The 23326-nt window shown below is 73.1% G+C and carries 22 protein-coding genes; 5 read left to right on the top strand and 17 right to left on the bottom strand.

Features of this window, described 5'->3' with window-relative positions; all coding sequences use genetic code 11:
* Nucleotide 1: 1 nt before the first annotated feature.
* The 17 genes from H4696_RS01995 to H4696_RS01915 form a co-directional block, all read right to left on the bottom strand.
* The gene (locus H4696_RS01995) at nucleotides 2-1129 is read right to left on the bottom strand and encodes a hypothetical protein (protein ID WP_192782005.1); all 1128 of its coding nucleotides are present in this window, start codon (nucleotides 1127-1129) and stop codon (nucleotides 2-4) included.
* Nucleotides 1126-3144, bottom strand: a complete 2019-nt coding sequence (locus tag H4696_RS01990; RefSeq protein WP_192782004.1) for a hypothetical protein — start codon at nucleotides 3142-3144, stop codon at nucleotides 1126-1128. The genes H4696_RS01995 and H4696_RS01990 overlap by 4 nt, the downstream gene beginning before the upstream one ends.
* A complete protein-coding gene (locus H4696_RS01985; RefSeq protein ID WP_086863747.1) occupies nucleotides 3141-4352 on the bottom strand; it encodes a hypothetical protein in 1212 nt (403 codons plus the stop codon). The genes H4696_RS01990 and H4696_RS01985 overlap by 4 nt, the downstream gene beginning before the upstream one ends.
* 15 nt (nucleotides 4353-4367) lie before the next feature.
* Complete coding sequence (locus tag H4696_RS01980) at nucleotides 4368-6284, bottom strand: phage tail protein (RefSeq protein WP_086863746.1); 1917 nt, start codon at nucleotides 6282-6284, stop codon at nucleotides 4368-4370.
* Nucleotides 6281-8320, bottom strand: a complete 2040-nt coding sequence (locus H4696_RS01975; protein ID WP_086863745.1) for a putative baseplate assembly protein — start codon at nucleotides 8318-8320, stop codon at nucleotides 6281-6283. The genes H4696_RS01980 and H4696_RS01975 overlap by 4 nt, the downstream gene beginning before the upstream one ends.
* A 169-nt stretch (nucleotides 8321-8489) precedes the next feature.
* Nucleotides 8490-10391 (bottom strand): putative baseplate assembly protein, encoded by a 1902-nt coding sequence (locus H4696_RS01970; protein WP_086863744.1) that lies wholly within the window; start codon nucleotides 10389-10391, stop codon nucleotides 8490-8492.
* Nucleotides 10388-10792, bottom strand: coding sequence for a GPW/gp25 family protein (locus H4696_RS01965; protein ID WP_086863743.1), 405 nt, complete (start codon nucleotides 10790-10792; stop codon nucleotides 10388-10390). Before H4696_RS01965 ends, H4696_RS01970 begins: the two co-directional genes overlap by 4 nt.
* Nucleotides 10789-11418, bottom strand: a complete 630-nt coding sequence (locus H4696_RS01960) for a phage baseplate assembly protein V (RefSeq protein WP_086863742.1) — start codon at nucleotides 11416-11418, stop codon at nucleotides 10789-10791. The genes H4696_RS01965 and H4696_RS01960 overlap by 4 nt, the downstream gene beginning before the upstream one ends.
* Entirely contained in the window at nucleotides 11415-12608 is a 1194-nt protein-coding gene (locus H4696_RS01955; protein WP_086863741.1) for a phage late control D family protein, read from the bottom strand. The genes H4696_RS01960 and H4696_RS01955 overlap by 4 nt, the downstream gene beginning before the upstream one ends.
* A 13-nt stretch (nucleotides 12609-12621) precedes the next feature.
* The gene (locus H4696_RS01950; RefSeq protein ID WP_086863740.1) at nucleotides 12622-13284 is read right to left on the bottom strand and encodes a CIS tube protein; all 663 of its coding nucleotides are present in this window, start codon (nucleotides 13282-13284) and stop codon (nucleotides 12622-12624) included.
* The gene (locus tag H4696_RS01945; RefSeq protein WP_086863739.1) at nucleotides 13281-13469 is read right to left on the bottom strand and encodes a putative phage tail protein; all 189 of its coding nucleotides are present in this window, start codon (nucleotides 13467-13469) and stop codon (nucleotides 13281-13283) included. The genes H4696_RS01950 and H4696_RS01945 overlap by 4 nt, the downstream gene beginning before the upstream one ends.
* Nucleotides 13470-13480: 11 nt before the next feature.
* On the bottom strand, nucleotides 13481-13981 hold the full coding sequence (locus tag H4696_RS01940; RefSeq protein WP_192782003.1) for a phage tail protein: 501 nt from the start codon (nucleotides 13979-13981) through the stop codon (nucleotides 13481-13483).
* Entirely contained in the window at nucleotides 13978-15459 is a 1482-nt protein-coding gene (locus H4696_RS01935; RefSeq protein WP_086863738.1) for a phage tail sheath subtilisin-like domain-containing protein, read from the bottom strand. The genes H4696_RS01940 and H4696_RS01935 overlap by 4 nt, the downstream gene beginning before the upstream one ends.
* A 10-nt stretch (nucleotides 15460-15469) precedes the next feature.
* Entirely contained in the window at nucleotides 15470-15928 is a 459-nt protein-coding gene (locus tag H4696_RS01930) for a phage tail protein (RefSeq protein WP_086863737.1), read from the bottom strand.
* A 19-nt stretch (nucleotides 15929-15947) separates the two neighbouring features.
* Nucleotides 15948-18212 (bottom strand): phage tail sheath C-terminal domain-containing protein, encoded by a 2265-nt coding sequence (locus H4696_RS01925; RefSeq protein WP_086863736.1) that lies wholly within the window; start codon nucleotides 18210-18212, stop codon nucleotides 15948-15950.
* A gap of 15 nt (nucleotides 18213-18227) precedes the next feature.
* A complete protein-coding gene (locus H4696_RS01920; protein ID WP_086863735.1) occupies nucleotides 18228-18947 on the bottom strand; it encodes a hypothetical protein in 720 nt (239 codons plus the stop codon).
* Complete coding sequence (locus H4696_RS01915) at nucleotides 18944-19516, bottom strand: Pvc16 family protein (protein WP_086863734.1); 573 nt, start codon at nucleotides 19514-19516, stop codon at nucleotides 18944-18946. Before H4696_RS01915 ends, H4696_RS01920 begins: the two co-directional genes overlap by 4 nt.
* Before the next feature lie 166 nt (nucleotides 19517-19682).
* On the opposite strand from H4696_RS01915, the gene H4696_RS01910 reads away from it, so the two are divergent.
* The 5 genes from H4696_RS01910 (at nucleotide 19683) to H4696_RS01890 (ending at nucleotide 23320) form a co-directional block, all read left to right on the top strand.
* Nucleotides 19683-19889 carry a hypothetical protein gene (locus tag H4696_RS01910; RefSeq protein WP_143265320.1) on the top strand — a complete coding sequence of 69 codons (207 nt, stop codon included), beginning with the start codon at nucleotides 19683-19685 and terminating at the stop codon, nucleotides 19887-19889.
* Between the two features lie 136 nt (nucleotides 19890-20025).
* A complete protein-coding gene (locus H4696_RS01905; protein ID WP_086863733.1) occupies nucleotides 20026-20727 on the top strand; it encodes an AfsR/SARP family transcriptional regulator in 702 nt (233 codons plus the stop codon).
* A 201-nt stretch (nucleotides 20728-20928) separates the two neighbouring features.
* Nucleotides 20929-21282 carry a YciI family protein gene (locus tag H4696_RS01900; RefSeq protein ID WP_225956122.1) on the top strand — a complete coding sequence of 118 codons (354 nt, stop codon included), beginning with the start codon at nucleotides 20929-20931 and terminating at the stop codon, nucleotides 21280-21282.
* A complete protein-coding gene (locus H4696_RS01895) occupies nucleotides 21279-22514 on the top strand; it encodes an RNA polymerase sigma factor (RefSeq protein WP_086863731.1) in 1236 nt (411 codons plus the stop codon). The genes H4696_RS01900 and H4696_RS01895 overlap by 4 nt, the downstream gene beginning before the upstream one ends.
* Complete coding sequence (locus H4696_RS01890; protein WP_086863730.1) at nucleotides 22511-23320, top strand: carboxymuconolactone decarboxylase family protein; 810 nt, start codon at nucleotides 22511-22513, stop codon at nucleotides 23318-23320. Before H4696_RS01895 ends, H4696_RS01890 begins: the two co-directional genes overlap by 4 nt.
* Nucleotides 23321-23326 lie beyond the last annotated feature (6 nt).

The raw sequence follows: 23326 nt of genomic DNA, 5'->3' as shown, positions 1-23326 counted from the left end.
TTCAGCCACCCCCGCTCGTCGCCGCGACCGTTGCCAGTACCAGGAAGTCGACCGAGCCCGGGGTCTCGGTGACCGTGGGACCCACGCCCGGGTCGTAGGACCGCAGGCGGCACCGGACCCGCCGGTCACCGTCCACTGTGGCCTCGGCGGGCACGGTCAGCCCCGAGTCGGACGGCGGGATCTTCGGGGTCACGTAGACGTGCAGCGACACGCGGCCGTCGGCGATCTCCGCCGGCGTGACCCCGGACGGCAGCGGCAGCACCATGCCGTCGGTCGCGCTGCCGGACGTCGCCAGCACGCTGCCCGCCGAGATCTGGCCGGAGAAGCTCCCCGCGATGGTCAGGTTGCCGTTGGACGTCACCGTCAGCAGCGGGTCGACCTCGCCGGTTCCCTTGTACAGCCCGTAGACCAGCGTCGGCTCGGCCGCACCGGACAGCACCAGCGCGGGCTTGCCCTCCTGGACCGCGGGCTGGGTGCGCAGCGCCAGCGAACCCGACCGGGCCGACACGGTGTCCGCGCGCACCCCGACGTACCGCGGCCCGACCCCGCGCGCCACCGGGACCACGGCCGTGAAGTGCCCGGTGCTCCACTGGACGAAGCCCAGCAGCACCAGCCACTGCGCGGGCGGGGCGGCCGGGGCGGCGGCCACCGCAGGCGGCTGCTGGTCGGCCACCAGCCGCTCGTCGCCGAGCCGCCGGAAGACGATCTGGTAGGACTCCTCCACCCGGGTCGGCCCGCCGGCGCCGGCGCACGACGCCGGGCCGGTCGAGGGCTGGGCCCGGTCGGCGGCGGTGAGGAACACCGGGTACGGCTCGGTCGTCTTCCCGCCGGCGCCGTTGACCGCCTCGAAGTCCGCCTCCGAGAGCACGACCGGCGCCGGCACCACGATCTCCCGGCCGGTCCCGTCGATGGCGAGCCCGGCCTGCACCGTCACTTCGACGAACCGGTCGCCCGACACCGGGTCGGTCCGGTTCTCGGTCGTCATGCCGAGCCCGTCGGCGATACCCCAGTCGTGCGAGAGGCGCGCGTGCCGGACGGCCGTCGAGCGGGCGTAGGCGACGGTCGCCGCGAGGTCCGCGGCGGCGAGCACCTGCCCCTCGTGGAACTCCGGGCGCAGTGGACCGGTCACGACGTCTCACCCGACCGCGGCTTGCGGGCGGTACCACCGCCGCGGGTCGTCGACGACCGGCCACGGCGCGGCGGCTGCTTCGGCTTCGCGGCCTGCTCCTCGTCTTCCTCCGCTTCGGCGTCGGCGGCCTCCGCCTCCGGGGCGTTCTCCAGCTCCGAAAGCCGGTCGGACAGCCGTTCCGGCAGCTCGTCCCGCACCTGCGAGACCTGCTGCCGCGCGGCGTCCAGCTGTCCCCGCAGCGCATCCACGGTCGCGACCAGGTCGCTCACCTGCCCGCGCAGCGCGTTCATCTCCTGCAGGCTGTCGGTCACCTCGGCCGGCACGGTGTACACCTGCTCGCGCACGGGCTTCGGCACGGTCTCCCCCGGCGCCGGGGTCACCAGGAGCTCCCACATCCGCTCCAGCGGCCCCCGCGGCCGCCATTCCTCGAGCAGCCCCGGCACGTACGGCCGCGGGACCGGCCCGGTTTCCGGCACGGTCGGCGGCCGGTACACCGGGGTCGGCCGGCAGCACACCTGTTCGGCGAAGTGGCGTAGCTGGTACAGCTTCGGCAGCCACTCGCCGTAGGCCGAGCCGCCCGGCAGCACCTGCTCCCGGGTCGCCGAGCAGACGCGCACCACGTCGCAGCCGTCCAGCTCCAGGTGCGCAAGCAGCACGTCGTTGTCCGCGCAGTCGGTGCACGGCGGGTTCAGCGTCGAGCAGGCCGCGTCGGTGACGAACCGGCGCACGTACGTCGTCAGCTTCCCGGCCGCGTCGGTGAGCAGGCCCAGGTCGGCGACGGTCAGCCGCTGCATCTGGTCCGGTTCCGGGATCGGCAGCGGCTGCGGGATGGCGACCTTGCGCACGTCGTCGTGCAGCTTGCAGTCCGCGACGCCGGCCACCCGGTCCAGCCGGCCGAGCAGCCACTCCCGGATCCGGACGAGGTCGGCCCGGAATTCGGCCTCCAGCACGTTGTCCAGCGGCGTGCCCTGCGCCAGCAGGCGCAGCTCGATGGGCGCGTCGGGATCGGGCGTGGCCACCCGGTGCTTCGCCTCCGCCACGACGGCCAGCGCGACCTCGCGGTGCGCGGGGTCGGGCCAGACCTCTTCGGGCTTGGTCCCGGCCAGCCGGTCGCAGGCCGCGCCCAGCACCTTCCGGGCATCGTCGATCTGCCCGAGGGTCTCGTACTTGGCCCGCAGCTCCTGCTGCCCGGCCGCGTCGTAGGTGTCGAACCGGGCGATCGCACTGGCCAGCGCCCGCACGTACTCCGTCTGCTGCCGCGCCACCGCCGGCTGCGGCGGATCCTGACCGCCGTCCCGCAGGAAGCCGAGGTTGTCGGTGTACCGGACGTAGTCCGCGTCGTCGAACCGGAACACGCGCGTCGACGAGCCGCCGGCAACCGCCATCGGGTCCAGGTAGTGCTCGAGCCGCAGGCTCAGCAGGCGGACGTGCTCGTAGGCGTCCTTGTCCCCGATCTGCGCCAGCAGCTTGGTGGCCGGGTTGTACCGGTGGTCGTCGGTGGTGTCGCACTTGACGACGAACCGGAAGCCCTCCTCGACGCGGGAGGGCACGCACCCCGGCGCCGGGCACGGCTCCTCGGTGGCGAACGGCGCGACCGGGCCGACCATGCTCTCCTCGTACCGCACGAAGAGCCCGAAGTGCCGCTGGTCGTCGTCGCACGGGTCGCCGCACTCGATGCCCGGCGAGGACACCCGCAGCTCGCGCACGAGCGCCTGCACGTCGACCTTCTCCTTGCAGGACAGCACGATGTCGTTGCCGCAGCAGTCCAGTGCGTGCCCGGGGTGCACGAGCACCGTCCCGCCCGCGCACGAGTCGCAGGACACCTCGAGCCCGCACACGACGCCCGGGCCGGACAGCATCCGGTTGTGCAGCCGGTCCTTCCCGGCCACGTAGTCGGTCAGCAGCGTGAGGTCGTCCTCGGTGAGCAGCTGACCCGCGAAGAACCGCGGCCGGACGAACGCGGCGGGGAAGGCCGGCGCCCCGCCGCACCCGCACCCGCAATCGGTCTTGCTCATGAACGCTCCTCGGTGATGAAGAACCAGCTCTCGAAGACGTCGCCGCCCGCGCCGGTGCCGGACGTCCACGGCCCGATGCCGGTGGGCGGCACCAGGCAGCCGGTCGGGTCGGGCTCGGGGTGGGGGTGGGGGTCGTGGCCGTGACCGGTCTCGGTTTCGACGTCGTCGTCGGCCTTCGCGTGGCCGATGAAGGGCACCCGGCCGCCGACGTTGGTGCCGTCGACGGGACGGCAGCAGCGGTCGAGGATGAACGCGGCGCGGACGGTGATCAGCACCCGGTCGCCGTCCTGCAGGGTCTCCCGGGTCGTCTGCCGGTAGCGGAAGTGGTCGGTGAACTCGCCGTCCTTGGGCGTGGGCTCCTCGAACGTGCCGCCCATGTACCAGGTGTCGGCGTTGCGGCCGGCGCCGCCTTCGATCACCTGGACCTCCACCACACCGCGGCGCAGGCTGTCGACGCGGACGCCGTCGGAGAACTCGACGACCAGGCCGCCCGAGTTCTTCTGGGTGCCGAGCAGTTCCCTGGCCTCGTCGACCGTGTACGTGTGGCCGTGCTTCCAGTTGACGCCGGTGATCACCGTCGGCACGCGGCGGCCGAAGAACCGGCGGACGTCCAGGTGGATCTGCTCCTCGCGGACCGGCTTCGCGAAGTCGACGTCGTCGATCCTGGCCAGCCACAGGACCTTGTGCTCGCACCGGGTGCAGCAGGTCTCGCAGCGCTCGTCCTTCGGCGGCGTCTTGGTGGTGACGCGGACGCAGTAGCTCTCCTCGGTGTAGCCGAAGTCGCAGTCCGAGGTGTCCGCGCAGGCGGAGTTGAACACCGTCCGGGTCGGTTCGACCGCGCGTTCGGTGTACTCGACGCCGACCCACACCGTCGTCCCGGTGCGCTCGTCCTCGTGCAGCGCGTCCCACAGGTCGATCGCGCAGCTGCCGGGCACGAGCACTTCGTTCCCGTCGCAGTCGACGCCGAGCCCGCTGGTGATGTGCACCCTGGCCTGGTGCTCGTGCTTCTCCTTGTCGTCCGACGGCGGCGCGGGTTCCACGAACAGCCCGCACACCACGCCGTAGCCGAGCAGGCAGCGCATCCGCAGCTTCAGCTTCTCGCGGAAGTACTCCTGCTCCCGCTGGAAGTCGCGGGCGGTGAGCAGCTGGCCGTGGAAGTACCGCAACCGGCGGAAGGGCTGTTCCTCTGTCGTCGTTGCCTCGGTCATCTCTTCCCTGTCCTCTCAAGACACTCGCGTGTGGACCCCGACCGCGGACACCACGCCGACGCTCACCCCGTGGCGGGCGCCCCGTGGTCCGGGCCGCAGTACTCCGTCGTGGTTCAGGCGCGCACCGCCCACCACCGGCGGCGGCAGCGGGACGAACGCGGTGTCGACCCCGACCGCCGACCGCGTGCCGACCACGAACCCCGTTCCGCCGACGCGCACCGCCCCCTTCGTGTGCGCGGGCGCCTGCCGGACCACCAGGCGCCGCACCGCCTCCTCGTCGGCCGCGCCGGCGGGCAGCAGGACCCGGAACCGGTGGGCGTGCTCGGTGAGGGGGTCGGTGTCCGGGTCGCCGAACGCCCGCAGTGGCGTCGCGCCCAGCGTTGAAGTGTCCAGCCGCAGCCGCGACGACGACCGGCCGAACAGCCGCACCGAACCGAGCCCGCGGGCGGTCGGCGGCGCCGCGGTCGCGCGGACCTGCGCCCAGTGGCGGTCGCCGGCCAGTTCGTCGATGACCGGCTCGGCGCCGAAGACGATCCCGATCGCGTCCTTCAGCGCGCCGGGCGTGCCGCGCCGCCGGTACAGCCCGGGTGCGGCGGTGATCAGCTTCCGGCGCGTTTCCGCGTCCCAGCCCGCTTCGAACGACAGGCCGAGCAGCCCGGCCAGCCACGGCAGCGCGCCATCCGGCACGCCGGCCGGGTCGAGCAGCGCCGGGTAGCGCTCGACGACCCGGTCGATCTCGGCCGTGGTCGCGTCGAACAGGGACAGGAACCGCTCGGTGAAGTCGTCGGCCGCCGGGTCCTGCCGGAACGCGGCGGGCAGCAGGTCCGCGCTGGTGGACCGCGGGAAGTCGAGCCGGATCCGGTGCAGGACCGGCGTCGCCGACGAGTCGCCGGACAGCCGCACGCGGGCCGTGAGGTAGCGGCCGGGCGGCTGGTCGACGAGGAAGTCGGTGACGCCCGCGGGCGCGGTCTGCCAGTCGCTGTCGGCGAATTCCTCGTTCTCGGACACCACGATCGACACCGACACCGCGGTACCCGCCGGCACGTCCGCGTCGACCCGCACCCGGTGCCACCGGCAGCGCGAGATCCCGCTGTCGATCCGGAAGGTGGTGAACTCGCCCTCGGTGACGAACTGCCCGGCCTCGGGCGCCGGCTCCTCCCGCGGCTGCCCTTCCCAGTCGTAGCAGGAGGTCACCTCGCCGTCGGGGCCCCGCTCGCGCAGGCAGAAGCCGTCGTCGTCGGCGCGGACGAGACCGCTGGGCGGGACCTCGGCAGCCAGCTTGTCCATTGTGGACTCGCAGTGGTCGCGGTAGATCCGGAACCGGCCGGCTTCCTCGGTGAGCAGCCAGATCGTGCGGCCGGGCCCGGTGCGGATGCCGATGATCTCGCCCCGGACGTGCGTGCGGATGACCTCGCACAGCCGCCCGTCGGCGCCGTAGCGCCACAACCGGCTGCTGCCCTCGCGGGCGACGAGCACCTGCTCGTCCTGCGCGAGCGCGACGACCTTCGCGTGCCGGAGCCCGATCACCGCGACCAGGTGGTCGCCTTCGTTGCGCCACACGAAGACCCGGCCGGAGTCGACCACGGCGATCCGGTGCCCGCGCGCGGCCACGGCCGTCGGCGCGTGCAGCAGCCGGGGGTCGCGGTAGGGGGCCCAGACGGGCCGCCAGCCGCCGGTGCAGGTGTCCCGGCGCAGCAACCGCTTGCCCGAGAGCAAGTACCAGCCGCACGGCGCGCAGCCGGGGGCGAGCCGCGGATCGGGGAACCAGGGCAGCAGCTGCGTCCGCGTCGGGCCGTCCGGGGCCGCGCCGGGGTGGGCGAGCCGGACGCCGGTCTCGTCCCCGAACCCGGTCAGGTTCGCCACGGCGTCCTGGTCCCACCCGACGACGTCGTCGAGGAGCCGGAACGTCACGGCCGTGGGTGTGCACGTCATGCGGTCTCCTCCACCGGGATCAGCAGCGGGCGTTCCGGCCACACCAGGTCGTCCGGCGGGATCGGGTGGTCGGTGCACGGCGGCAGCCGCAGCCCGTCGGCGGTGAGCGAAAGCCCGGACACCGCGAGGACGCCGTCCACCGCCAGCAGCCGGCGCACGAGCGCGGTGTGCCGCACCGCGCCGCCGAACGGCCAGCCGCCACCGTTTTCCCCGCCCCGCACCGGGTCCAGGTAGGTGGTCACGGCGTCCGCCGCGCGGGCGAGGACGGCGGCCCGGTCCTGGCCGGTGTCGAGCACGACCCGGGCTTCGACGCCGATCCGCCGGTACGCGACCGGTCCGGTGACCACCGTGATGCCGGCGGGCGCGACCTCGCGCGAGAGGAAGTCGGCCACCGCGCGCAGGGTCGCGGCGGTCGGTACCGGCGGCTCGGTGCCGCCCGCTTCGAACGGCGGCACCACGAGGACACCGACGACACCGGGGATGGGCGTGCCGGCGAAGTCCGGGTGCAGGCCCGGCACCCCGTTCGCGCGGGCGATCGAAGCGCCCGGCGCGCGCAGCGCCAGCAGGCCGTAGTCGGCGGGGGCGACGGCCCGGCCGCGGGACCGCAGCTCCCCCACCCCGCGCCGCATGACGTCCGCGTCGGGCTCGGCGTCGGCGCCGCCGGTGGCGGGGAACGGGTTGGTCACGCCGGTCACGAACGGCCGCGCGGTGACGACGCCGTTGACGGCACCGGCGCCCACCGCGCCCGCCGCGCCGCCGCCGACGCGGTAGCGCACCGCGCGGACGTTGCGGAAGCCCGGCGGCACCGGCGCGCCGTTGACGCCGTCGCCGAAGGTGACCACGCCGGTGTCGTAGTCGACGGTGAACACGTGGTCGTCGGGGCCGTAGGCGGCGAGGCTCGGCACCTCCTGCCACTGCGACACACCTTCGTCGGTGGTGCCGAAGAGGTCCATGCCGGGATCGTCGTCGACCTCGATCACCACGGTGCCGGCCAGGATCGGGACCTGGCTCAGCCGCAGCCGGCGCCGTTCGGACGGGTTCGCCGGGTCCTGGATGGGCTCCAGGGGCTCGTCGAAGATCGTGCGGGCGGCGGTGGCGGCGACGGTGTTCAGCCGCAGTCCCGACACGAGCGGCGGCGCGACCGTGAACATGCCCTGCGCGACCTGCAGCCGCAGCCAGCGCAGCGGCGGGCTCGGGCGCGCGGCCGGCGGTTGCCCGGGTGCCCAGGTGCGGGGCAGCCGCAGCTCCACCACGCCGCTGGCGCGCAGTCCCTGCGTCCCGTCGCGGACGACTTCGGCGGGCCGGAACCGGCCGCCGTCCAGCACGTCCCAGCGCAGCAGCGGCTGCGGTGCCAGCGGCAGCGGGGTGAGCCCGCCGGCGGCCGCGGGCACCGGCGGCGCGGCCGCGATCACGAACCCCAGCGACAGCGAGGGGAACGGGCTCGCGGTGCCGTCGAGGCCCAGCCACAGCGCGTTGCCCGGTTGGGGTTCGGTGCCGAACGGCGCGAACGGCCGACCCGGCCCGTTCGGGCCGAGCGGCACCGGCTCCAGCGCCCCGCCCCGCTGCACCGCGAGCACGCTCAGGGTGGCGGGGGTGGCGTAGAGGTCCTGGTCGGTCTCGTAGACGACGTCGCCGCCGGTCCCGGTGGCGGCCGCCTGGAACCCGGCGGGGACGAGCACCGAAGCGCCGTCCGGCGGCTTCACGGTGAACTCGAGCAGCGCGGCCGCCGCGGTCGCGGGACGGCGGCGCACGCCCGCGGTGTTCAGGTGCTCGGCGAGGATCTTCTCCGGCAGCCGGTTGACCCGCAGGAGCACGGGTTCGGCCTGGGTGCCGAAGAGCCGCACGAGCGCGACCCCGGCGTCCTGCCGGTCGAAGCTGGTCCAATCCGGGGTGTAGCCGGGGATGCGGTCGCGCACGGCGCCCCGCACCGCTTCCCGCGTCGCGTCGACGAGCTCCGGCTGCACCCCGGACGGCCCGGGGCCGGGGACGATGCGCGCTTCTTCGTCCGAATCGCGCGCCCACCAGACGTCGGTCATCGCACCCCACCCCCGGTTCGCGCTCCCGAGGCCACATGCGCCGAGCCCGACAACGGACTCCGGCGAGACCGGCGCACCGCCGATGTCTTGAATGACTCATTCAGGTCTTGGGAGGTCCTGAATGAGTCATTCAAGACGTCCTGCTCGCTCGCGACCCTCGCGCGGAACGTCACAGCAATCCCTCCCCCGGCTCCACCGCGGGCACCACGCGCGTGCGGACCTCGCGCACGGCCGGGAGCTCGCCGGGCCGCAGTGGTACGTCGTCGCACGTCTCCGCCGGTTCCGCGCCGTCGACGCCGATCGCGACGGCGGTGACCGCCGCCAGGTCGCCGAGCGCTTCCTGCGCGGCCCGCAGCAGCGCCGAAGGGCGCAGGGGCTCGCCGAACGGCCAGCCCGTCCCGTCGTCGCCGCCCGCCAAGGGGTCGAGGAACCGGCGCAGCGCCGTACCGGCCACAGTGGACACCCGGACCCGGTCGGCCGGCGCGCCGGAGAGGTCCACCCGCAGCCGGACGTCCCGGTACACCGCGGGCCGCACGAACACTTCGGCCGTGAGCAACCGCGCTTCGGCGAGCCGGTCCGCGACCGCGCACAGCATGCCGGGGTCCGGTTCCGGAGCGGGCACGGCGTCGTCGCCGTCGCGCGGCACCGCCGGGACGATGTGGACGGTCACCGCGCCGGGGACCCGCGCGCACGGGAAGCCGGGGTGCTCGCCGACTGCGGCGTGGGCGCGGCCGACCGCCACGCCGGGCGTCGTGACGGCCAGCGTGACGTAGTCCTCCGCGGTGACCGCCCTGGTCACTTCGCCGAGCGCGCCCGAGGCCCGGTCGCGGGCCTGCGCCACCGTTTCCGGGTCCGCCCCGCCGGCGGCCTGGACCGGGTTCGCCGCCCGCACCGGCAGCGCGAGGTCGACCGGCAGCCAGTTGTCCGTCAGGCCGCCGTTGCCGTCGCGGCCGCCGCCGATCGTGTAGTCGACGCGGACTTCCCCGCCGGGACGCGGGATCCGCCCGGTGAGGCCGTCGCCGAACACCAGCGCGCCGTCGTGCCGGTCGAGCAGGAAGATCCGGTCCCGGCCGGAGCCGAACGCGAAGTCGGCCGCCGGGTCCCACCGCTCGCCGGCCAGGTGCAGGACCGCGGTGAGCAGCCGGCCGGCCGCGTCCGGCAGCTCGAGCCGCTGGCCCGGCAGCTTCAGCCACGCACGGGTCTGGTCTTCGAGCCCGGTCACCGTGCGGTGCTCGGCGTGCCGGGCGCCCGACGCGTTGACCGCCAGCCGCCGCAGCCGTGGCGGCGACGAGTAGGTCGCGGCCGGGGTGGCCACCACCAGCCCGCGGTCCACTGTGGACCATTCGGCCGGCGGCCGCAGCCGCACCACGCCGGAGCGCCGCAGCCCGCCGGTGCCGTCCTCGACCTCCTCGAACTCGCCCGAAGCGTCGCCGCTGGGGCGGAACCACGACCACGTCAGCTCGGCCGGCGGGCGGACGACGGGGAGCGGGGGCGGCGCCCACGACGGCGGCAGCGGCGAGTCGAGCTCGACCAGCAGCGACAGCCAGCCGGTCGCGGGGTGCGCCCCGGCGAGCGGCAGGGTGAACCGGGCCGAGGCGGCGGACCCGTCGCTCGCCAGCAGCGGAACCCCGTGCCCGGCCAGCAGATCGGCGGTGCGGTCGCGGTCGGTGAACACCGTCGCCTCGCCTGCCACCGGGAAGACGGTCACCTCGTCGTCGAGGGTGAAGCGGATGGCCGCGGCCGGGTCACGGGCCAGGACGGTGCCCGCGGGCACCACCATCGGCGTTTCCGCACCGGTGAGCGCGAGGACCGTGGCCGCCGCCCGCGCCGCGCGCGGCGGCTCGAGCCCCAGCAGCTTCAGGATCGCGACGACGAGCTCGTCGGGGGCCTGGTCCAGCCAGTAGAGCCGCTGCTCCAGCACGTAGGCGAACAGTTCCAGCAGCGTGACACCGGGGTCGACGGGCGCGTGCAGCGTCCACGTGCCGTCCGACTCCGCCGGGATGCGGCGGGTGATGGCCGCCATCATGTCGGCCCAGGTGAGGTCGTCCAGCTTCGGCACGGGCAGCGTCATGGCGTCGTCCCCGTCAGGCCGAGGTAGAACGGGAACACCAGGTTGGCCTTGGTGTTGGTGCGCCGGATCCGGTACTCGACGGAGATCGTCACGCGGGACTCGTCGGCCGGGTCGGCCTCGGCGAGGACGCTCGCCAGCTCCACCCGCGGCTCGAACTTCTTGACCGCGTCGGCGATCGACCGTTCGAGGCTCCGCAGGTTCTGCACGCTGCCCGGCGCGAACACCGACTCCTGCACGGTGGTGCCGAGGTCCGGGCGCATCACGCGCTCGCCCGTGGCGGTGAGCAGCAGCGCGCGCAGGCAGTGCTCGATGCTCGTCTCGCCGACGGCGTAGGACAGCCGGCCGGCCTCGTCGGGCAGGATCGGGAACCGCCAGCCGGTGCCGAGGAAAGGTTCGGTCACGTCGCCTTCACCTTCTTCGCGAGCACGGTCGGCGGCAGCGGCGTCGCGGGCCCGGTGGCCGCGCCCGCCACCGGATGGGTGTGCTGCACGAAGGCCTGCATCAGCGCGTTGCCGAGCACGACGGGCTCGGACGAGCCGCCGCCGAGGTCGATTTCGGCCGCCTGCACCGTCACGCTCTTGGCTTCGAGGGTGATCTCGCCGCTGTCCTTGAGCACCACCTTCGCCCCCGACGCGGTGCTGATGGTGATCTCCTTTTCCTTGTCGTCGAACAGGATCCGGTGCCCGGCCTTGGTCCGGATGATCTTCTGGTCGACCCCGTCCTTGTGCGCGACGGGAGGCTTCTTCTTGCCGTTGTAGAGCCCGCCCAGCACGTACGGCTGGCGCATGTCGCCCTGGAAGAACGCGACCAGCACCTCGTCGCCGACCTCGGGCACGAACACCGAGCCGTAGCCGGCGCCCGCGTACAGCTGGCTGACCCGGATCCAGGGACTGATCGACGCACCGCCGTCCAGCCAGTAGTACTTGACCCGGACGCGGCCCTCGTCGTCCCCGTCGTTCTCCACGACCTCCGCCGGCGCGACGCCGTAGAAGCGCTGGTCGGTCGCCATGGCCCGTGGCACGGTCATTGCTTGTCCCCCTGGAAGATCCGCCGGGCGGTGAAGGTGGTGAAGAAGCCGCTCGTGTTGAGGGCGTGCTCCACGCGCTTGACGAAGTAGGTGCCGGAGAACCGGTTGCCGAGGCCGAAGATCTCCAGGTTGTCCCCCGGACGCAGCTCCGGCAGCCCGGCCAGCCTGCCGGTCGCGGTGATGAACTCGTAGGCCCGCTCCCGCAGCAGCGAGATGGCCAGCTCCTTGGCTTCCTCCTGGTTGAGCACCGGCGCGTCGACGACCACCTCCTGCCGGTCGCCGGCCGCGCTCGCCGCCGCCTCGGGCCCGCTCTGCCCGTCGGCGGAGTTCTGCCCGCCCGGCAGGTCGTCCTTGGTCGCGACGTACTCGATCGGCTCCGCCTTGACCGGGTCCCAGCCGTGCACGGTGAGCTTGCTGACCTGGTCGGACACGGTCATCGTCGGGGTGAAGTCGAGGAGGTTGGGCACCAGGCCGGGCGGCTGCCCGCTCGGCCCGGTGGCCAGCCCGGGCGCGTAGGCCAGGCGGAACAACCGGATCGGCCGCGAGTCGCGCCCGTCGGTGGGCTTGATGAAGTACAGCGTCTGCACGCCCGTGCGCGAGTCCGGCAGGAGGTAGCAGTCGAAGTCGATCCGCTTCGCCCGCTCCATCAGGAACTGCGCGTCGGACTGGTTCTTCTGCACCACGAGGTCGTGCCGCGGGCCCTCGTGCGTCGTCTCGAACGCCAGGTGGTTGCGCCGTGCGATCTGCTCGGCGATCTCCCAGTCGGTCTTGTTGACGAAGTTCTTGTCCTCTTCCTTGGTGGGCTTGCGGTCCTTGAGGTCGAGCAGCCCGTCCACGCAGGTGATGGAGATGGTCGGCGACGCGGAATCCGGGAACTTCGGCGCGAGCGTGCTGATCTTCCCGGTGGCGACGGTCAGCAGCCGGCCCGCGTAGCCGAGCCGGACGGAGACGTGGGCGCCGATCCGCAGGTCTTTCGAATCGCTGTACTTGAACTTCAGCGTGACGTCGTCCCAGTTGTTCAGCTCGAGGTCGAAGCCCGACATCTCGTCGAGGTCGCGGTGCACCTTGACGTCGAGGATGTCGTTCTTCGTCTCCGGGTCCAGTGTCAGTCCCTCGACGACCACTTCGAACTCCGGGGCGTAGCCGTCCGGATCGGCGAGTTCGGGCTGGGTGCCCGCGGGCGCGGTCATCGGCGGCCCCCTCTCACGGCAGCCGGGGCACGGTCAGCACCAGCCCCGGCCGCAGGTCGCGTGGATCGGAGATGCCGTTGGCGCGCGCCAGTTCCCGCCACGCGTCCGGCCGCCGGTACACAGCGGCGGAGATGCGGTCCCAGGTGTCGCCGCGGCGCACGACGTAGCTCTTCTCCACCGTGGGCGAGGACCGCGGCGGGTCCACGGCCTGGTCCTTCGCCAGGCGGTACTCCTTGAGCGTGATGTCCAGCTGGGCCCGCAGCGGGACGCCGTTCTTGGCGAACAGCACGTAGTTCACGTCCAGCTTCTCCAGCACGCCCTTGAACACCGGCCCGTTCCAGTGGAACCGGACGATCGGCGGCGCGTGCTCGGTGCCGTCGATCCGCATCAGGTCGCGCACGGCGTCCACATAGGACGTCCGGACGTCGTTGAGCGTGTCGGAGGTGTCGACCAGCGCCTGCAGCGTCAGCGTTTCGGTGCCGCCGCGGATGAACTGGATCGGCGGCGTCTCCAGCCCGGGGATGGTGATCTCGGCGAACGTGTTGCTCTTGCTCAGCTTGTACTCGGTCGGGTTGAACCGCAGCGGGATCACCTGCGGCGTCCGGTTCGGCGGCCGCTCGATCTCCAGGTGCGCGTCGGCACCCTGGCTCACCGACGAGAACGGTGTGGTGATCACCGGCGGCCCCCCGAATCCCCGATCCTGCGGTCGTTCCCGCTGCGTTCGGCCCGGGCGCACTCTTCTTCGTACCGCCGTGCCCACGCCTGGATGTGCTTGGTGAACAGCTTGGTGAACACGGCGGAGTCGTCGCCGTCCACCGCGAAGTGCACCTCGACGTTGTGGAAAGTCACGTTCCTGGGCACGGTTTCTTCTCCTAGAGGACGGCCGTCAGGCCCTCGTGGGCGATTTCCAAGGACTCGATCGCGACCGCGTTCTGCTCGGCGTGCAGGTCCGGGCCGGTCCACTTGGCGGCCAGGCCGCCGTGGAAGAGCCACGACTTCGCGGGCAGCCCCGCCTCGTCGAGCATGATCAGGGCGCCGTCGCGGCGGGCCCCCAGCGAGTCGTGCAGGCCGGTTTCGTACCAGGACCACAGCAGGCGGTCGCGGACCACACCGCGCTTGAGCGTGATCGGGTTCCACGAGTGGCGCAGCGGCAGCTTGTGCACCGCGTCGTTGCGCCCGCCTTCGGGGTAGTTGACCACCTCCAGCTGCGCGCCCAGCCCGGTGACCTCCTGGAAGGCCCCGGACGCCACCACCTGCAGCAGCAGGGCCTGCGCCGGCGGCAGGTAGACGTCCGCCGCCGACAGCGTGACGAGGAAGCGGAACTTGGGCAGCGGCTCGTTGAGCGCGAGCAGCTGCTCCACCGGTGTCGTCACTGCTCGATCACCTCCAGACCGCGGTCCTGGCCCAGCACGAGCCGCAGCGCGATGAACTCCATCGGCACGGCCGGCGCGACTTCGACCTCGCACACGACCTGCCCGGGGTCCTGCTCGGGCGGGTTGTTGGTTTCGTCGCACACGACGCGGAAGGCCTCGTCCGGCCGGGAGCCGGCGAGCGCGCCGGTGCGGAACGCCTCCAGCAGCACCGACGTGATCGCGCGGACCAGCGACAGCCGCAGCTCCGCCGAGTTCACCTCGAACACCAGCGGCGCGGCGGCCCGCCGGATGGCCCGCACCAGCAGGTGCAGCAGCCGGCGGTGGGCGACGTACACCCGGCGCGGGTCTTGCGACAGCGTCCGCCCGCCCCACACCACGAGCCCGCGGCCCCGCAGGCACCGCACCAGGTCGATGCCCGCGTCGAACAACCGGACCTGCTGCGCTTCCGGGTATTCCACCTCGAGGTCGACCGCGTCCAGCAGCGTGGCGTTGGCCGGGGTGTGGGCGGCGCCCCGCTCGGCGTCGAGCCGGGCCACCAGCCCGGCCACGTGCCCGGACGCCGGCACGGTCCGCAGCCCGGTGCCCACGAGCGCGGGCGCCCGCAGCGGCGGGTGGTACACCGCCGCCGCGGCGAGCAGCACGTCGTCGCCGAACCCGGCCAGCGTGCCGGCCCAGCCGGCCACTTCGTCCACCGTGGACAGTTCCGGCGGCACGTCCAGCAGCACCAGCCGGTCCAGCAGCGGTGCCACGACCCCGAGCAGTTCCAGCACCAGGTTCGTGTGGTCGGCGCCGGTGAGGTCGGCGCCGAGGTCCGGGAGGGCCACCAGCGCCGGCTCCGGCAGGTCGGCCTGCGCCGCCACCGCGTCGGAGTAGTCGTTGCGCCCCGGCGGGCTGTCCGTGCCGCCGGTGAGCGTGAGGTCCCACGCCAGCGAGATCGGCGCGCCCGGCGGGATCGGGCTCCCCGGCCGGTCCGGGTGCAGTGCCACCACCCGGATCAGCCGCGACGCGGCGAGCCGGTCGCCGACTTCGCCGGGCGCCATGCCCGCGAAGGTTTCCGGCGGCTCGCCGGGCACGAGCACCCGCACGGTCACCGTCGGCGGGCCCGCGACGCTGCTCGCCCGGTACCGCACGGCGACCCGGCCGCCGTTCGCCCACGCGCCGGGACTCGCGGCCACCACGAGGAAGTCGTCCGTCCACGGCGCGCTGGCGGGTGCGGCGGGCCCGGACACCCGCAGCACCCACGCCGTCCGGCCCTGGTTTTCGAAGAACCCGCGCAGCGCGTACGGCGTCGCCGACGTGCCGTCGGGCGGGCCGAACGCGCCCACGACGTCGTTCCAGCTCTCGACGCGCACGGGCACGCCGACCGGGCCGCGCCGGGTGCGGCCGAGGAACACGGCCACGTCCGTGCGCAGCGGCTCGTCGTCGGAGGCCGCTCGCTCGAAGGTCAGGGAAACGCCGGGAAGCGCCGCGCTGGTCATCTCTGCCCGCTCACGCGTCGATCACGAATTCCTCGACGGCCAGCACGAGCGTCTCCATGGCGATCTCGTTCTTGGTCGCGTTGAACGACGGCCCGGTGTACTTCGTCGGCCAGCCCCGGTTGAAGTTCCAGCGCATGACTTCCTGGCGGTTCTCGTCGAGCATCACGATCGAGCCGGACGTGCGCCGCACCCGGCCGTCGAGCGCCTCCTTCACCCAGTTCCAGAACCCGACGTGGCCGGTGACCCCGCGCTTGAACGTCAGCGCGCTCGGGAACTTCTTGAGGCCCACGAGCTTGCGGACCGTGATGTCCTCGCTGCCGGTGCGGTACTCGATCACCGGCAGCTCCACGTCGAGCCCGCTGGCTTCGGTGAACGACCCGCTCACCGCGACGCCGTCGTCGCTGACGTTGGTCACGATGACCAGGAAGTTATACGCGGCGTACGGATCGTCGCGCGTCACAGGTGGCATGTCCGTTGCCTTTCAGTGGTCAGACGAGCTGGGGCTCGCGGGTCTTCTGCTGGATCCGGAAGATCACGAACTCCGCCGGGAACACGGGCGCCACCCCGATCACGCAGATGAGCCGGCCGTTGGCGATGTCGTCGTCGGTCATCGTGGAGCGGTCGCAGTGGACGAAGAACGCCTCGTCCGCGGTGGTGCCGGCGAGCGCCCCGCTGCGCCAGACGGTGGTGAGGAAGTTCGCGACCGTCTGCCGCACCAGCGCCCACAGGGATTCGTCGTTCGGTTCGAACACGACCCACTGCGTGCCCTCGTCGATCGACTCCTCGAGGAACAGGAAGAGCCGGCGCACGTTGACGTACTTCCAGGAGGTGTCCGAGGACAGCGTGCGCGCGCCCCACACCCGCTGGCCGAGGCCGGGGAAGAACCGCAGCGCGTTGATGCCACGGGGGTTCAGCAGGTCCTGGTGCCGCTTGGTGACGTCCTGGGCGATGCCGTCGGTCAGCCGGATGCCGCGGACGACGGCGTTGGCCGGCGCCTTGTGCACCCCCCGCTCGACGTCGGTGCGGGCGTAGATCCCGATGATGTGCCCCGACGGCGGCACCTCGACGAACTGGTTGGTCGAGGGGTCGTTGACGACGAGCCACGGGTAGTACAGCGCGGCGTACTTGGTGTCGAACGGTTCCCGGAACTCCTGGATGCCCTCGATGTCGAGGCCGTCGCGCGGATCGAGGACGGCGAACCGGTCCTTGAGCTGTTCGCAGTGGGTCACCAGCGCCGATTCGACCGTACCCGCCCACATGCCGGGCACCGCGCAGATCGCGATCTCGTCGATGTCCTCCAGCGCCACGATGCCGGTGCGCTTGCCGCTCCCGCCGTCCGTGCCGACGAAGTCCCCGACGTCGAGGCCGCCGAACGCGTCGTCGCCGTCGTCGGCGAGGCTGAGCCACGAACCGGTGGCGGGCGTGGGGAACTCGGCGGGATCGGTGCTCAGGTCCAGCGCGGTCGCCCGCACCAGCCGCGACTGGGTCGCCAGCGTGCCCGTCACGGTGCCGGGCTCCGTGCCGGTCAGGCGGAGGTTGCGGAACGTCTCGGTCACCGAGCCGCCGCCGGGGTCCGAGAACCGGGTGTCCACTGTGGACTCGACCAGCAGCAGCCGGGCGGTCTCGAAGACCAGCTCGGGGGTGTCGGCGCCGAACGTGACGACGTCGTCCGGCTCGATCGCCACGACGTTCAGGGTGCTCAGCTGGTCGCCGGTGTCGAGCTGGGTCACCGCGCCCTCGTACAGCCGGCTCGAGCCGCTGATCCGCAGCTTCGGGCCGGCGGCGGCGTTGGCCCGGCGCACCCGGCGCACGGTGAGGCCGTTCTTCCACGCCGCGTGCGTGGTGCCGTCGGGGAAGGTGAGCGTCACCTTGCCCGCTTCCGGCTGCGCCACGGTGACCTTGAAACGCCGGTTGTTGATCAGGATCCAGACGTCGTCGGGCAGGTCGTCGGGGTCGAGCCCGGGCACCGCGTTCACCTGGATCGACCCGGTGTCGCGGTCCGCGTCGGCGGCGAGCGCGGTGATGAACAGCGGTCCCTCGTTCGGCTCGGGCAGCACCGGCAGCGACGCGCTCACCGACGGCGAGATCCGCACCTGGACGGCCTTCCCCCAGGAACCGGGGCTCGAGGCGGCGAACCGCAGGCTCGGCGTGGTCGCCCGGGGAGCCTTCAGCACGTAGTCGCCGCGGGCCGCCTTGACCTCCGCCGCCAGCCCGGTGCCGAGCGTGACCCGCCCCTTGCCGGCGTCGTACCCGGTGATCGTCACCGGGCCGATCTCGACGTCGTCGCTGCCGCGGAAGACCTTGACCTCGTCGGTTCCGGTGAACCCGACCAGGTGGGCCAGCTCCAGCACCTTCGACCCGGCCGCGGCGTCCCGGGTGATCGCGCTGACCAGGCCGGTGCCGAACGTGCCGGACGCGGCCTGCGCGGTGGCGCTGGCGACCCGCTTGACGTAGAGGCGCTGGCCGCCGTTGTCGAAGAACCCCTTGACCGCCAGCGGGAACAGCCACCAGCGGCCGCCCTCGGTCGGGTTTTCGGCCCAGGCGTCCCGGAGCGACGGGTCCGGCTCGGGCAGGAACCCGCCGAAGGTCGTCTGGAACTCCAGGAAGTTCGTCACCAGCTTGGGCTTCCCGTCGGTCGGGCCGCGCTGGGTGACCCCGACCATGCCCGCCGTGCTGGTGCTCACCCCCGCGATCGGCCGCGGCCCCGCGTCGACCTCCTCGACGTAGACGCCGGGGCTCAGGTACTCGGGCATGGTTCAGCTCCTTCTCTACTGCTCGACGATCTCGATGACGTGCCTGGTGTTGCGGCCGGAGGGCAGCCGGACGTCCAGCGCGCCGGTCCGTCCCGGCCGTTCGGTGGCCGTCAGGTGGAAGACCTGCTCCGGCAGCCCGGTGACGGGCTCGCCTTCCCACCGCAGCGCGAGCCGGAACGCGCCGGCCGCACTGGTCAGCGTCCGCTCCTGCCACGGGGCGCCGTCCCGGCTCGTGATCCCCCGCGCCTCGACCAGCGCGCTGGCCACCGGTACCCCGGCTGCGCGGACGACGCCGTACACCGTGCGGACGCCGGCCCCGTACGGGTACGCGACGCCCGGCAGCAGCCGGACCACACGCGGGTCGCCGGCCGTGGCGGGCGGGGTGGTGTCGTCGTACGGGTAGGCGGTGAACTCGACGCCGGCCAGGCTCGCGTCGAAGGCCTCGCCGTCCGCCGGGTACAGCGGCGCGAGCCCGATGGCGCTGAACCGGACGCGGAACAGCTCCGGCTGCGCGCCCGGGCCCCGGCGCCGGCCGAGCTCCGGGTAGGCGATCACCGCGCTCGGGGTGCGGATCGCCGGGGTGTCCTGGAGCACCCAGACGTTGTCGGCCGGGTCGAAGCGCTCCAGTTCGGTGCTCACGTCGGCGGCCCGCGCGCGCTGGGTGAACTCGTCGAACGGCACGAACCACGCCGGGCTGTGCAGGACGGAGCTTTCGAGGGGGTAGAAGCGGGTCATGGCACCGGTGTCCCGTTGATCGTGCGGCTGCGGACCAGCCGCAGCTCGGAAACGTCGAGCGAGTCGAGGTTGACGACCCGGACCTCGTAGTTGAGGGACAGCCGGTAGGGCTTCTGGATCGCGTACCAGATCCACGACTTCTGATCGAGCGTCAGCGGCGTCAGCGTGAACTGCAGCGCCTCCGTGGTGCCGGCCAGGCTGCCGGTCAGCTCCTCGCCGGTCCAGATCGCGTCGTCGTAGAAGACCTGGAGCGCGCGGCCGATCATCTGGTGCTGCGTGGCCTGGCTGCCGCCCCACGGCGTGATCAGGTACCGCAGCAGCAGCGCCATCGGCGGTTTGCGGCTGGTCGGCGCGGCCGGCGGCAGCGACCGCACCGGCGGCCGGTTGCGCGAGGTGGGGTCTTCGGCGATCTCGTACAGGAAGACCGTGAGCGTGGCCCGGCTCGGCCGGTCCTCGAGGTCGCTCAGCATCGCCGTCGGCGGGTCGTTCGGATCGAGTCCGCGCAACGCCGCGGTGAGCCGGTCGACGATGATCGTCGACACGTCGGCGACAACGCCGAAATCGCCCATGCCAGTCCTCCCCTGTTCTGCCGCGGCAGCATCGCAGGGGTGGCGTGGCGGGGCCGCGACCCGCGCGTCGCGCGAGCGTCACGACGGCGTTCCCGGTCCGGGCGTTGACGTGCCCGCACACGCGGCGGCGACGCCGTGGTGACAGGGCTGCGCGCATCCTGCGTCGGTGGAGGTCCCCGAGGAACGGTCCGGCAGCATGGTCCTGCGTGCGTGGCTGGAAGGCGGCGAACCCGGCGCCCTGCGGGTCCGCATCCTCTCCACGGTCGGCACCGACGAGGCCAAACCCGTGGCGGTGACGTCCCGGGCGGCGGTGCACGCGGCCGTGCAGAGCTGGCTGGACGAGCTCGGAGCAGGCCCGATGACGTTTTCGTGACGCCCCGTTGACGCCGCATCGACGATAATTCCCCGTAACGTTTTACAGTCGGGTCGCGAATTGCCCCACGGTGGGGTCGATCCGATCGGTGCGGGCGTAGGTTGGGGAGCCGATGCGCATTGAAGCAACACAGATCGTGACACTGCGGCTGCTGAAGGGGTTCACGCTGCTGGTGGGCGACGACCCCGTCGTGCTGTCCTACAGCGCGCAGCGGCTGCTCGCCTTCCTCGCGCTGCAGGACCGTCCGCGGACGAGGACGTACGTGGCGAGAACGCTGTGGCCGGAGGCGACGACGCCCCGCGCCAACGCGAACCTGCGCTCGTCGCTGTGGCGCGCGTCCCGCACCGGGCACCGCGTCATCGACGCGTCCACGCAGGAAATGGCGCTGGCGGGCAACATCACCGTCGACATCCACGACGCCGTCGCCCGCGCGCACTGCCTGCTCGACAAGACGTGCCTGTGCGACGACATCCTGACCCGCCAGACCCGCGACGAGCTGTCGGCCGACCTGCTGCCCGAGTGGTCGGACAACGAGTGGGTGCTGATCGAGCAGGAGCAGTACCACCAGTTGCGGCTCTACGCCTTGGAAGCCATGGCCAAGCGCCTCACCACGGCCGGCCGCCACGGCGAAGCGGTGGCGGCCGGGCTGGCGGCGGTGCGCGCGGAGCCGTTGCGGGAGAGCGCCCACCGCGTGCTCATCGACGCGCACCTCGCGGCGGGCAACCGGGCGGCGGCGCAGCACCAGTACGAGCAGTGCCGTTGCACGCTGCTCGAGGAACTGGGACTCGAGCCTTCCGATACGCTCCGCGACCTCCTCCCGCACACGACCGCGCATTAGTTCCGGCGCGGAAAAATTGGTGATTGCCCTTTCGGGCAATTCCGCACAGACGCATTTTCCGATCGGGCGACGACGATTTCGGCACCTCCGGGCGGCCGGGCCGACGGGATCCGCCGGGCGCGCCCGTCGAGTTGCGGCGAGGCCGTTCGTCATCCTCTATGACGAGAGCACCGCGACCGGCTGGAGGACCCCGTGCAGTACATGCTGCTGATCTACGACTGCGACCGCCCGGAGCCCGGCGACCCGCGCTTCCCGGAGGCGCTCGCCCGGGTGAACGCCTTCGCCGACGAGTGCCGCCGGCGCGGGGTGTTCGTCGCGGGGCACCCGCTGCAGCGCGAGCACACCGCGACCACCGTCGCCGTCCGCGAGGGCAGGACGCTGATCACCGACGGCCCGTACCCCGAGACCCACGAGCACCTCGGCGGCACCTACGTCCTCGACTGCCGCGACCTCGACGAGGCCCTGGAGCTGGCCGCGCTGTGCCCGATGGCCGCGGACGGCTCGATCGAGGTCCGCCCGATCGCCGGCGTGCCGGGGCTCGACCACCGCGGATGACCCCGGCTTCCCTCCTCCGGGCGACCTACCGCGAGCACCGGTCCCGGATGCTCGCGGCGCTGGTCCGCGTCCTGGGCGACTTCGAACTCGCCGAGGACGCGCTGCAGGACGCGTGCGCGCTCGCCCTGCGCAAGTGGGACGGGCGCGGACCGGACGACCCGGTCGCCTGGCTGCTGACGGCGGCCCGCAACAGCGCGATCGACCGGCTCCGGCGGGCCCGCCGGGGCCGGGAGAAGCTCGCCGAACTCGGCCCGGGGCCGGAGGTGACGTCGATGGACACCGGGGAGAGCAGCCTGCTCGCCGTCGGCGACGAGCGGCTCAGCCTGATCTTCACCTGCTGCCACCCGGCGCTGTCCGAAGAAGCGCGGATCGCGCTGACGCTGCACGCCGTGGCCGGGCTGACCGCGGGGCAGCTCGCCCGGACCTTCCTGGTCGGCGAAGCGGCGCTGGCCCAGCGGCTGGTCCGGGCCAAGCGCAAGATCCGCGACGCCGGGATCAGCCTCGCCGTCCCCGCCGACCACCTCCTGCCCGAACGGCTCAACGGCGTCCTCGCGGTCGTCTACCTGATCTTCACCCACGGCTACACCGCGGGCGGCGGCCGGCCGGAGTACCGGGAGCTGCAGCGGGAGGCGGTCCGGCTGGCCAAGCTCGTCGCGGCCCTGATGCCGGACGAACCGGAGGCGCTCGGCCTGGCCGCGCTGCTGCTCCTGCAGGACTCGCGGGCGTCCGCGCGCTACGACGAGCACGGCGACGTCGTCCTGCTCGAAGACCAGGACCGGACGCGGTGGGACCGCGCCGGGATCGCCGAAGCCGTCGTGCTGCTCGACCGGGCGCTGCGCCTCGGCGCACCCGGGCCGTACCAGCTGCAGGCCGCCATCGCCGTGCTGCACGCGCAGGCGCCGTCGGCGGACCGGACGGACTGGGCGGGCATCGCGGGCCTGTACGAACAGCTGCTGGCGCTCGCCCCGTCCCCGGTGGTCGCGCTGAACCACGCCGTCGCCGTCGCCATGGCCACCACCCCGGCCGAGGGGCTCGCGCTCGTCGACCGGATCGAGGGCCTCGGCCACTACCACCTGCTGCACGCCGCCCGCGCGGACCTCCTGCGCCGTCTCGGCCGCACCGCCGACGCGGCGGCCGCGTACCGGCGCGCCCACGACCTGGCCACCACGCCCGCCGACCGGCGCTACCTCGCCGGCCGGCTGCGCGCCACCGACCCCACGGAGTCCACATGAGACTGTCCATTCTCGACCACGGCCACCGCCGCCGCGCGAAGCTGTTCATGGGCCTCACCGCGAAACGGTCGGGCGTGGCCACCCCCGACATCGTCAAGCTGCTGCTCTACCGGCCGGGCGTGTTCGCCCGCGCGCTGCTGGAGCTCACCGCGCCGGCGATGCGCGGCCCGTCGTACTGGACCGCGGCCGAACGCGAATACCTCGCCATGGCCACCGCTCAGGTGCACGAGTGCCCGTTCTGCGTGGTCACGCACGCCGAGCTGGTCCGGATCGCGGGCACCGGGGAGCTCGACCCGGACGACCCGGCGTCGGCCCGGCCGGAGCTGCGGGCCGTCCGCGCCTTCCTGGAGCGCGTCAGCCGCGACCCGGAGCACGTCGACGCGGCCGCCGTCGCCGGGCTGCCGCCGCACGCCGTCGAAGAGGCCCTGCGGGTGAACCTCGTGTGGAACGTCGTCAACCGGCTCGCCAACGCGTTCGGCTTCGTCCTGCGGGAGGGCCAGCTCGAGACGGGAACGCGGTCGCTGCACCGGTTCGGCTACCGCTTCCCGGGGTTCCTGCTCGCCGACGGCCCCCGCACGGACCTCGCCGCCGCGGCCGCCCGGCTCGGCGACGACGTCCCGGAGCCGCTGCACTCCTACGTCACGACCGTCCGGGAGGCGTCCTACCGGGTGACCGACGCCGACGTCGAAGCGCTGAAGGCCGCCGGCTACCGCGAAGACGAGATCTTCGAGGCGACCGTCGCCGCGGCGGTCGGGTCGGCGTTGCGGAGCTTCGACGCCGGGCGCCGCGCGATCGCGGCGGACTGAGCCGAT

The sequence above is a fragment of the Amycolatopsis lexingtonensis genome (assembly GCF_014873755.1).
GTDB classification, from domain to species: domain Bacteria; phylum Actinomycetota; class Actinomycetes; order Mycobacteriales; family Pseudonocardiaceae; genus Amycolatopsis; species Amycolatopsis lexingtonensis.
This window is presented reverse-complemented; position numbering and strand designations above follow the sequence as displayed.

Bases quoted from the DNA above. Each gene is read 5' to 3' on its own strand.
- H4696_RS01990 (WP_192782004.1), bottom strand. From the start codon at position 3,144: ATGAGCAAGACCGATTGCGGGTGCGGGTGCGGCGGGGCGCCGGCCTTC.
- H4696_RS01985 (WP_086863747.1), bottom strand. From the start codon at position 4,352: ATGACCGAGGCAACGACGACAGAGGAACAGCCCTTCCGCCGGTTGCGG.
- H4696_RS01980 (WP_086863746.1), bottom strand. From the start codon at position 6,284: ATGACGTGCACACCCACGGCCGTGACGTTCCGGCTCCTCGACGACGTC.
- H4696_RS01975 (WP_086863745.1), bottom strand. From the start codon at position 8,320: ATGACCGACGTCTGGTGGGCGCGCGATTCGGACGAAGAAGCGCGCATC.
- H4696_RS01970 (WP_086863744.1), bottom strand. From the start codon at position 10,391: ATGACGCTGCCCGTGCCGAAGCTGGACGACCTCACCTGGGCCGACATG.
- H4696_RS01960 (WP_086863742.1), bottom strand. From the start codon at position 11,418: ATGACCGTGCCACGGGCCATGGCGACCGACCAGCGCTTCTACGGCGTC.
- H4696_RS01955 (WP_086863741.1), bottom strand. From the start codon at position 12,608: ATGACCGCGCCCGCGGGCACCCAGCCCGAACTCGCCGATCCGGACGGC.
- H4696_RS01935 (WP_086863738.1), bottom strand. From the start codon at position 15,459: ATGACCAGCGCGGCGCTTCCCGGCGTTTCCCTGACCTTCGAGCGAGCG.
- H4696_RS01930 (WP_086863737.1), bottom strand. From the start codon at position 15,928: ATGCCACCTGTGACGCGCGACGATCCGTACGCCGCGTATAACTTCCTG.
- H4696_RS01925 (WP_086863736.1), bottom strand. From the start codon at position 18,212: ATGCCCGAGTACCTGAGCCCCGGCGTCTACGTCGAGGAGGTCGACGCG.
- H4696_RS01920 (WP_086863735.1), bottom strand. From the start codon at position 18,947: ATGACCCGCTTCTACCCCCTCGAAAGCTCCGTCCTGCACAGCCCGGCG.
- H4696_RS01915 (WP_086863734.1), bottom strand. From the start codon at position 19,516: ATGGGCGATTTCGGCGTTGTCGCCGACGTGTCGACGATCATCGTCGAC.
- H4696_RS01900 (WP_225956122.1), top strand. From the start codon at position 20,929: ATGCTGCTGATCTACGACTGCGACCGCCCGGAGCCCGGCGACCCGCGC.
- H4696_RS01895 (WP_086863731.1), top strand. From the start codon at position 21,279: ATGACCCCGGCTTCCCTCCTCCGGGCGACCTACCGCGAGCACCGGTCC.
- H4696_RS01890 (WP_086863730.1), top strand. From the start codon at position 22,511: ATGAGACTGTCCATTCTCGACCACGGCCACCGCCGCCGCGCGAAGCTG.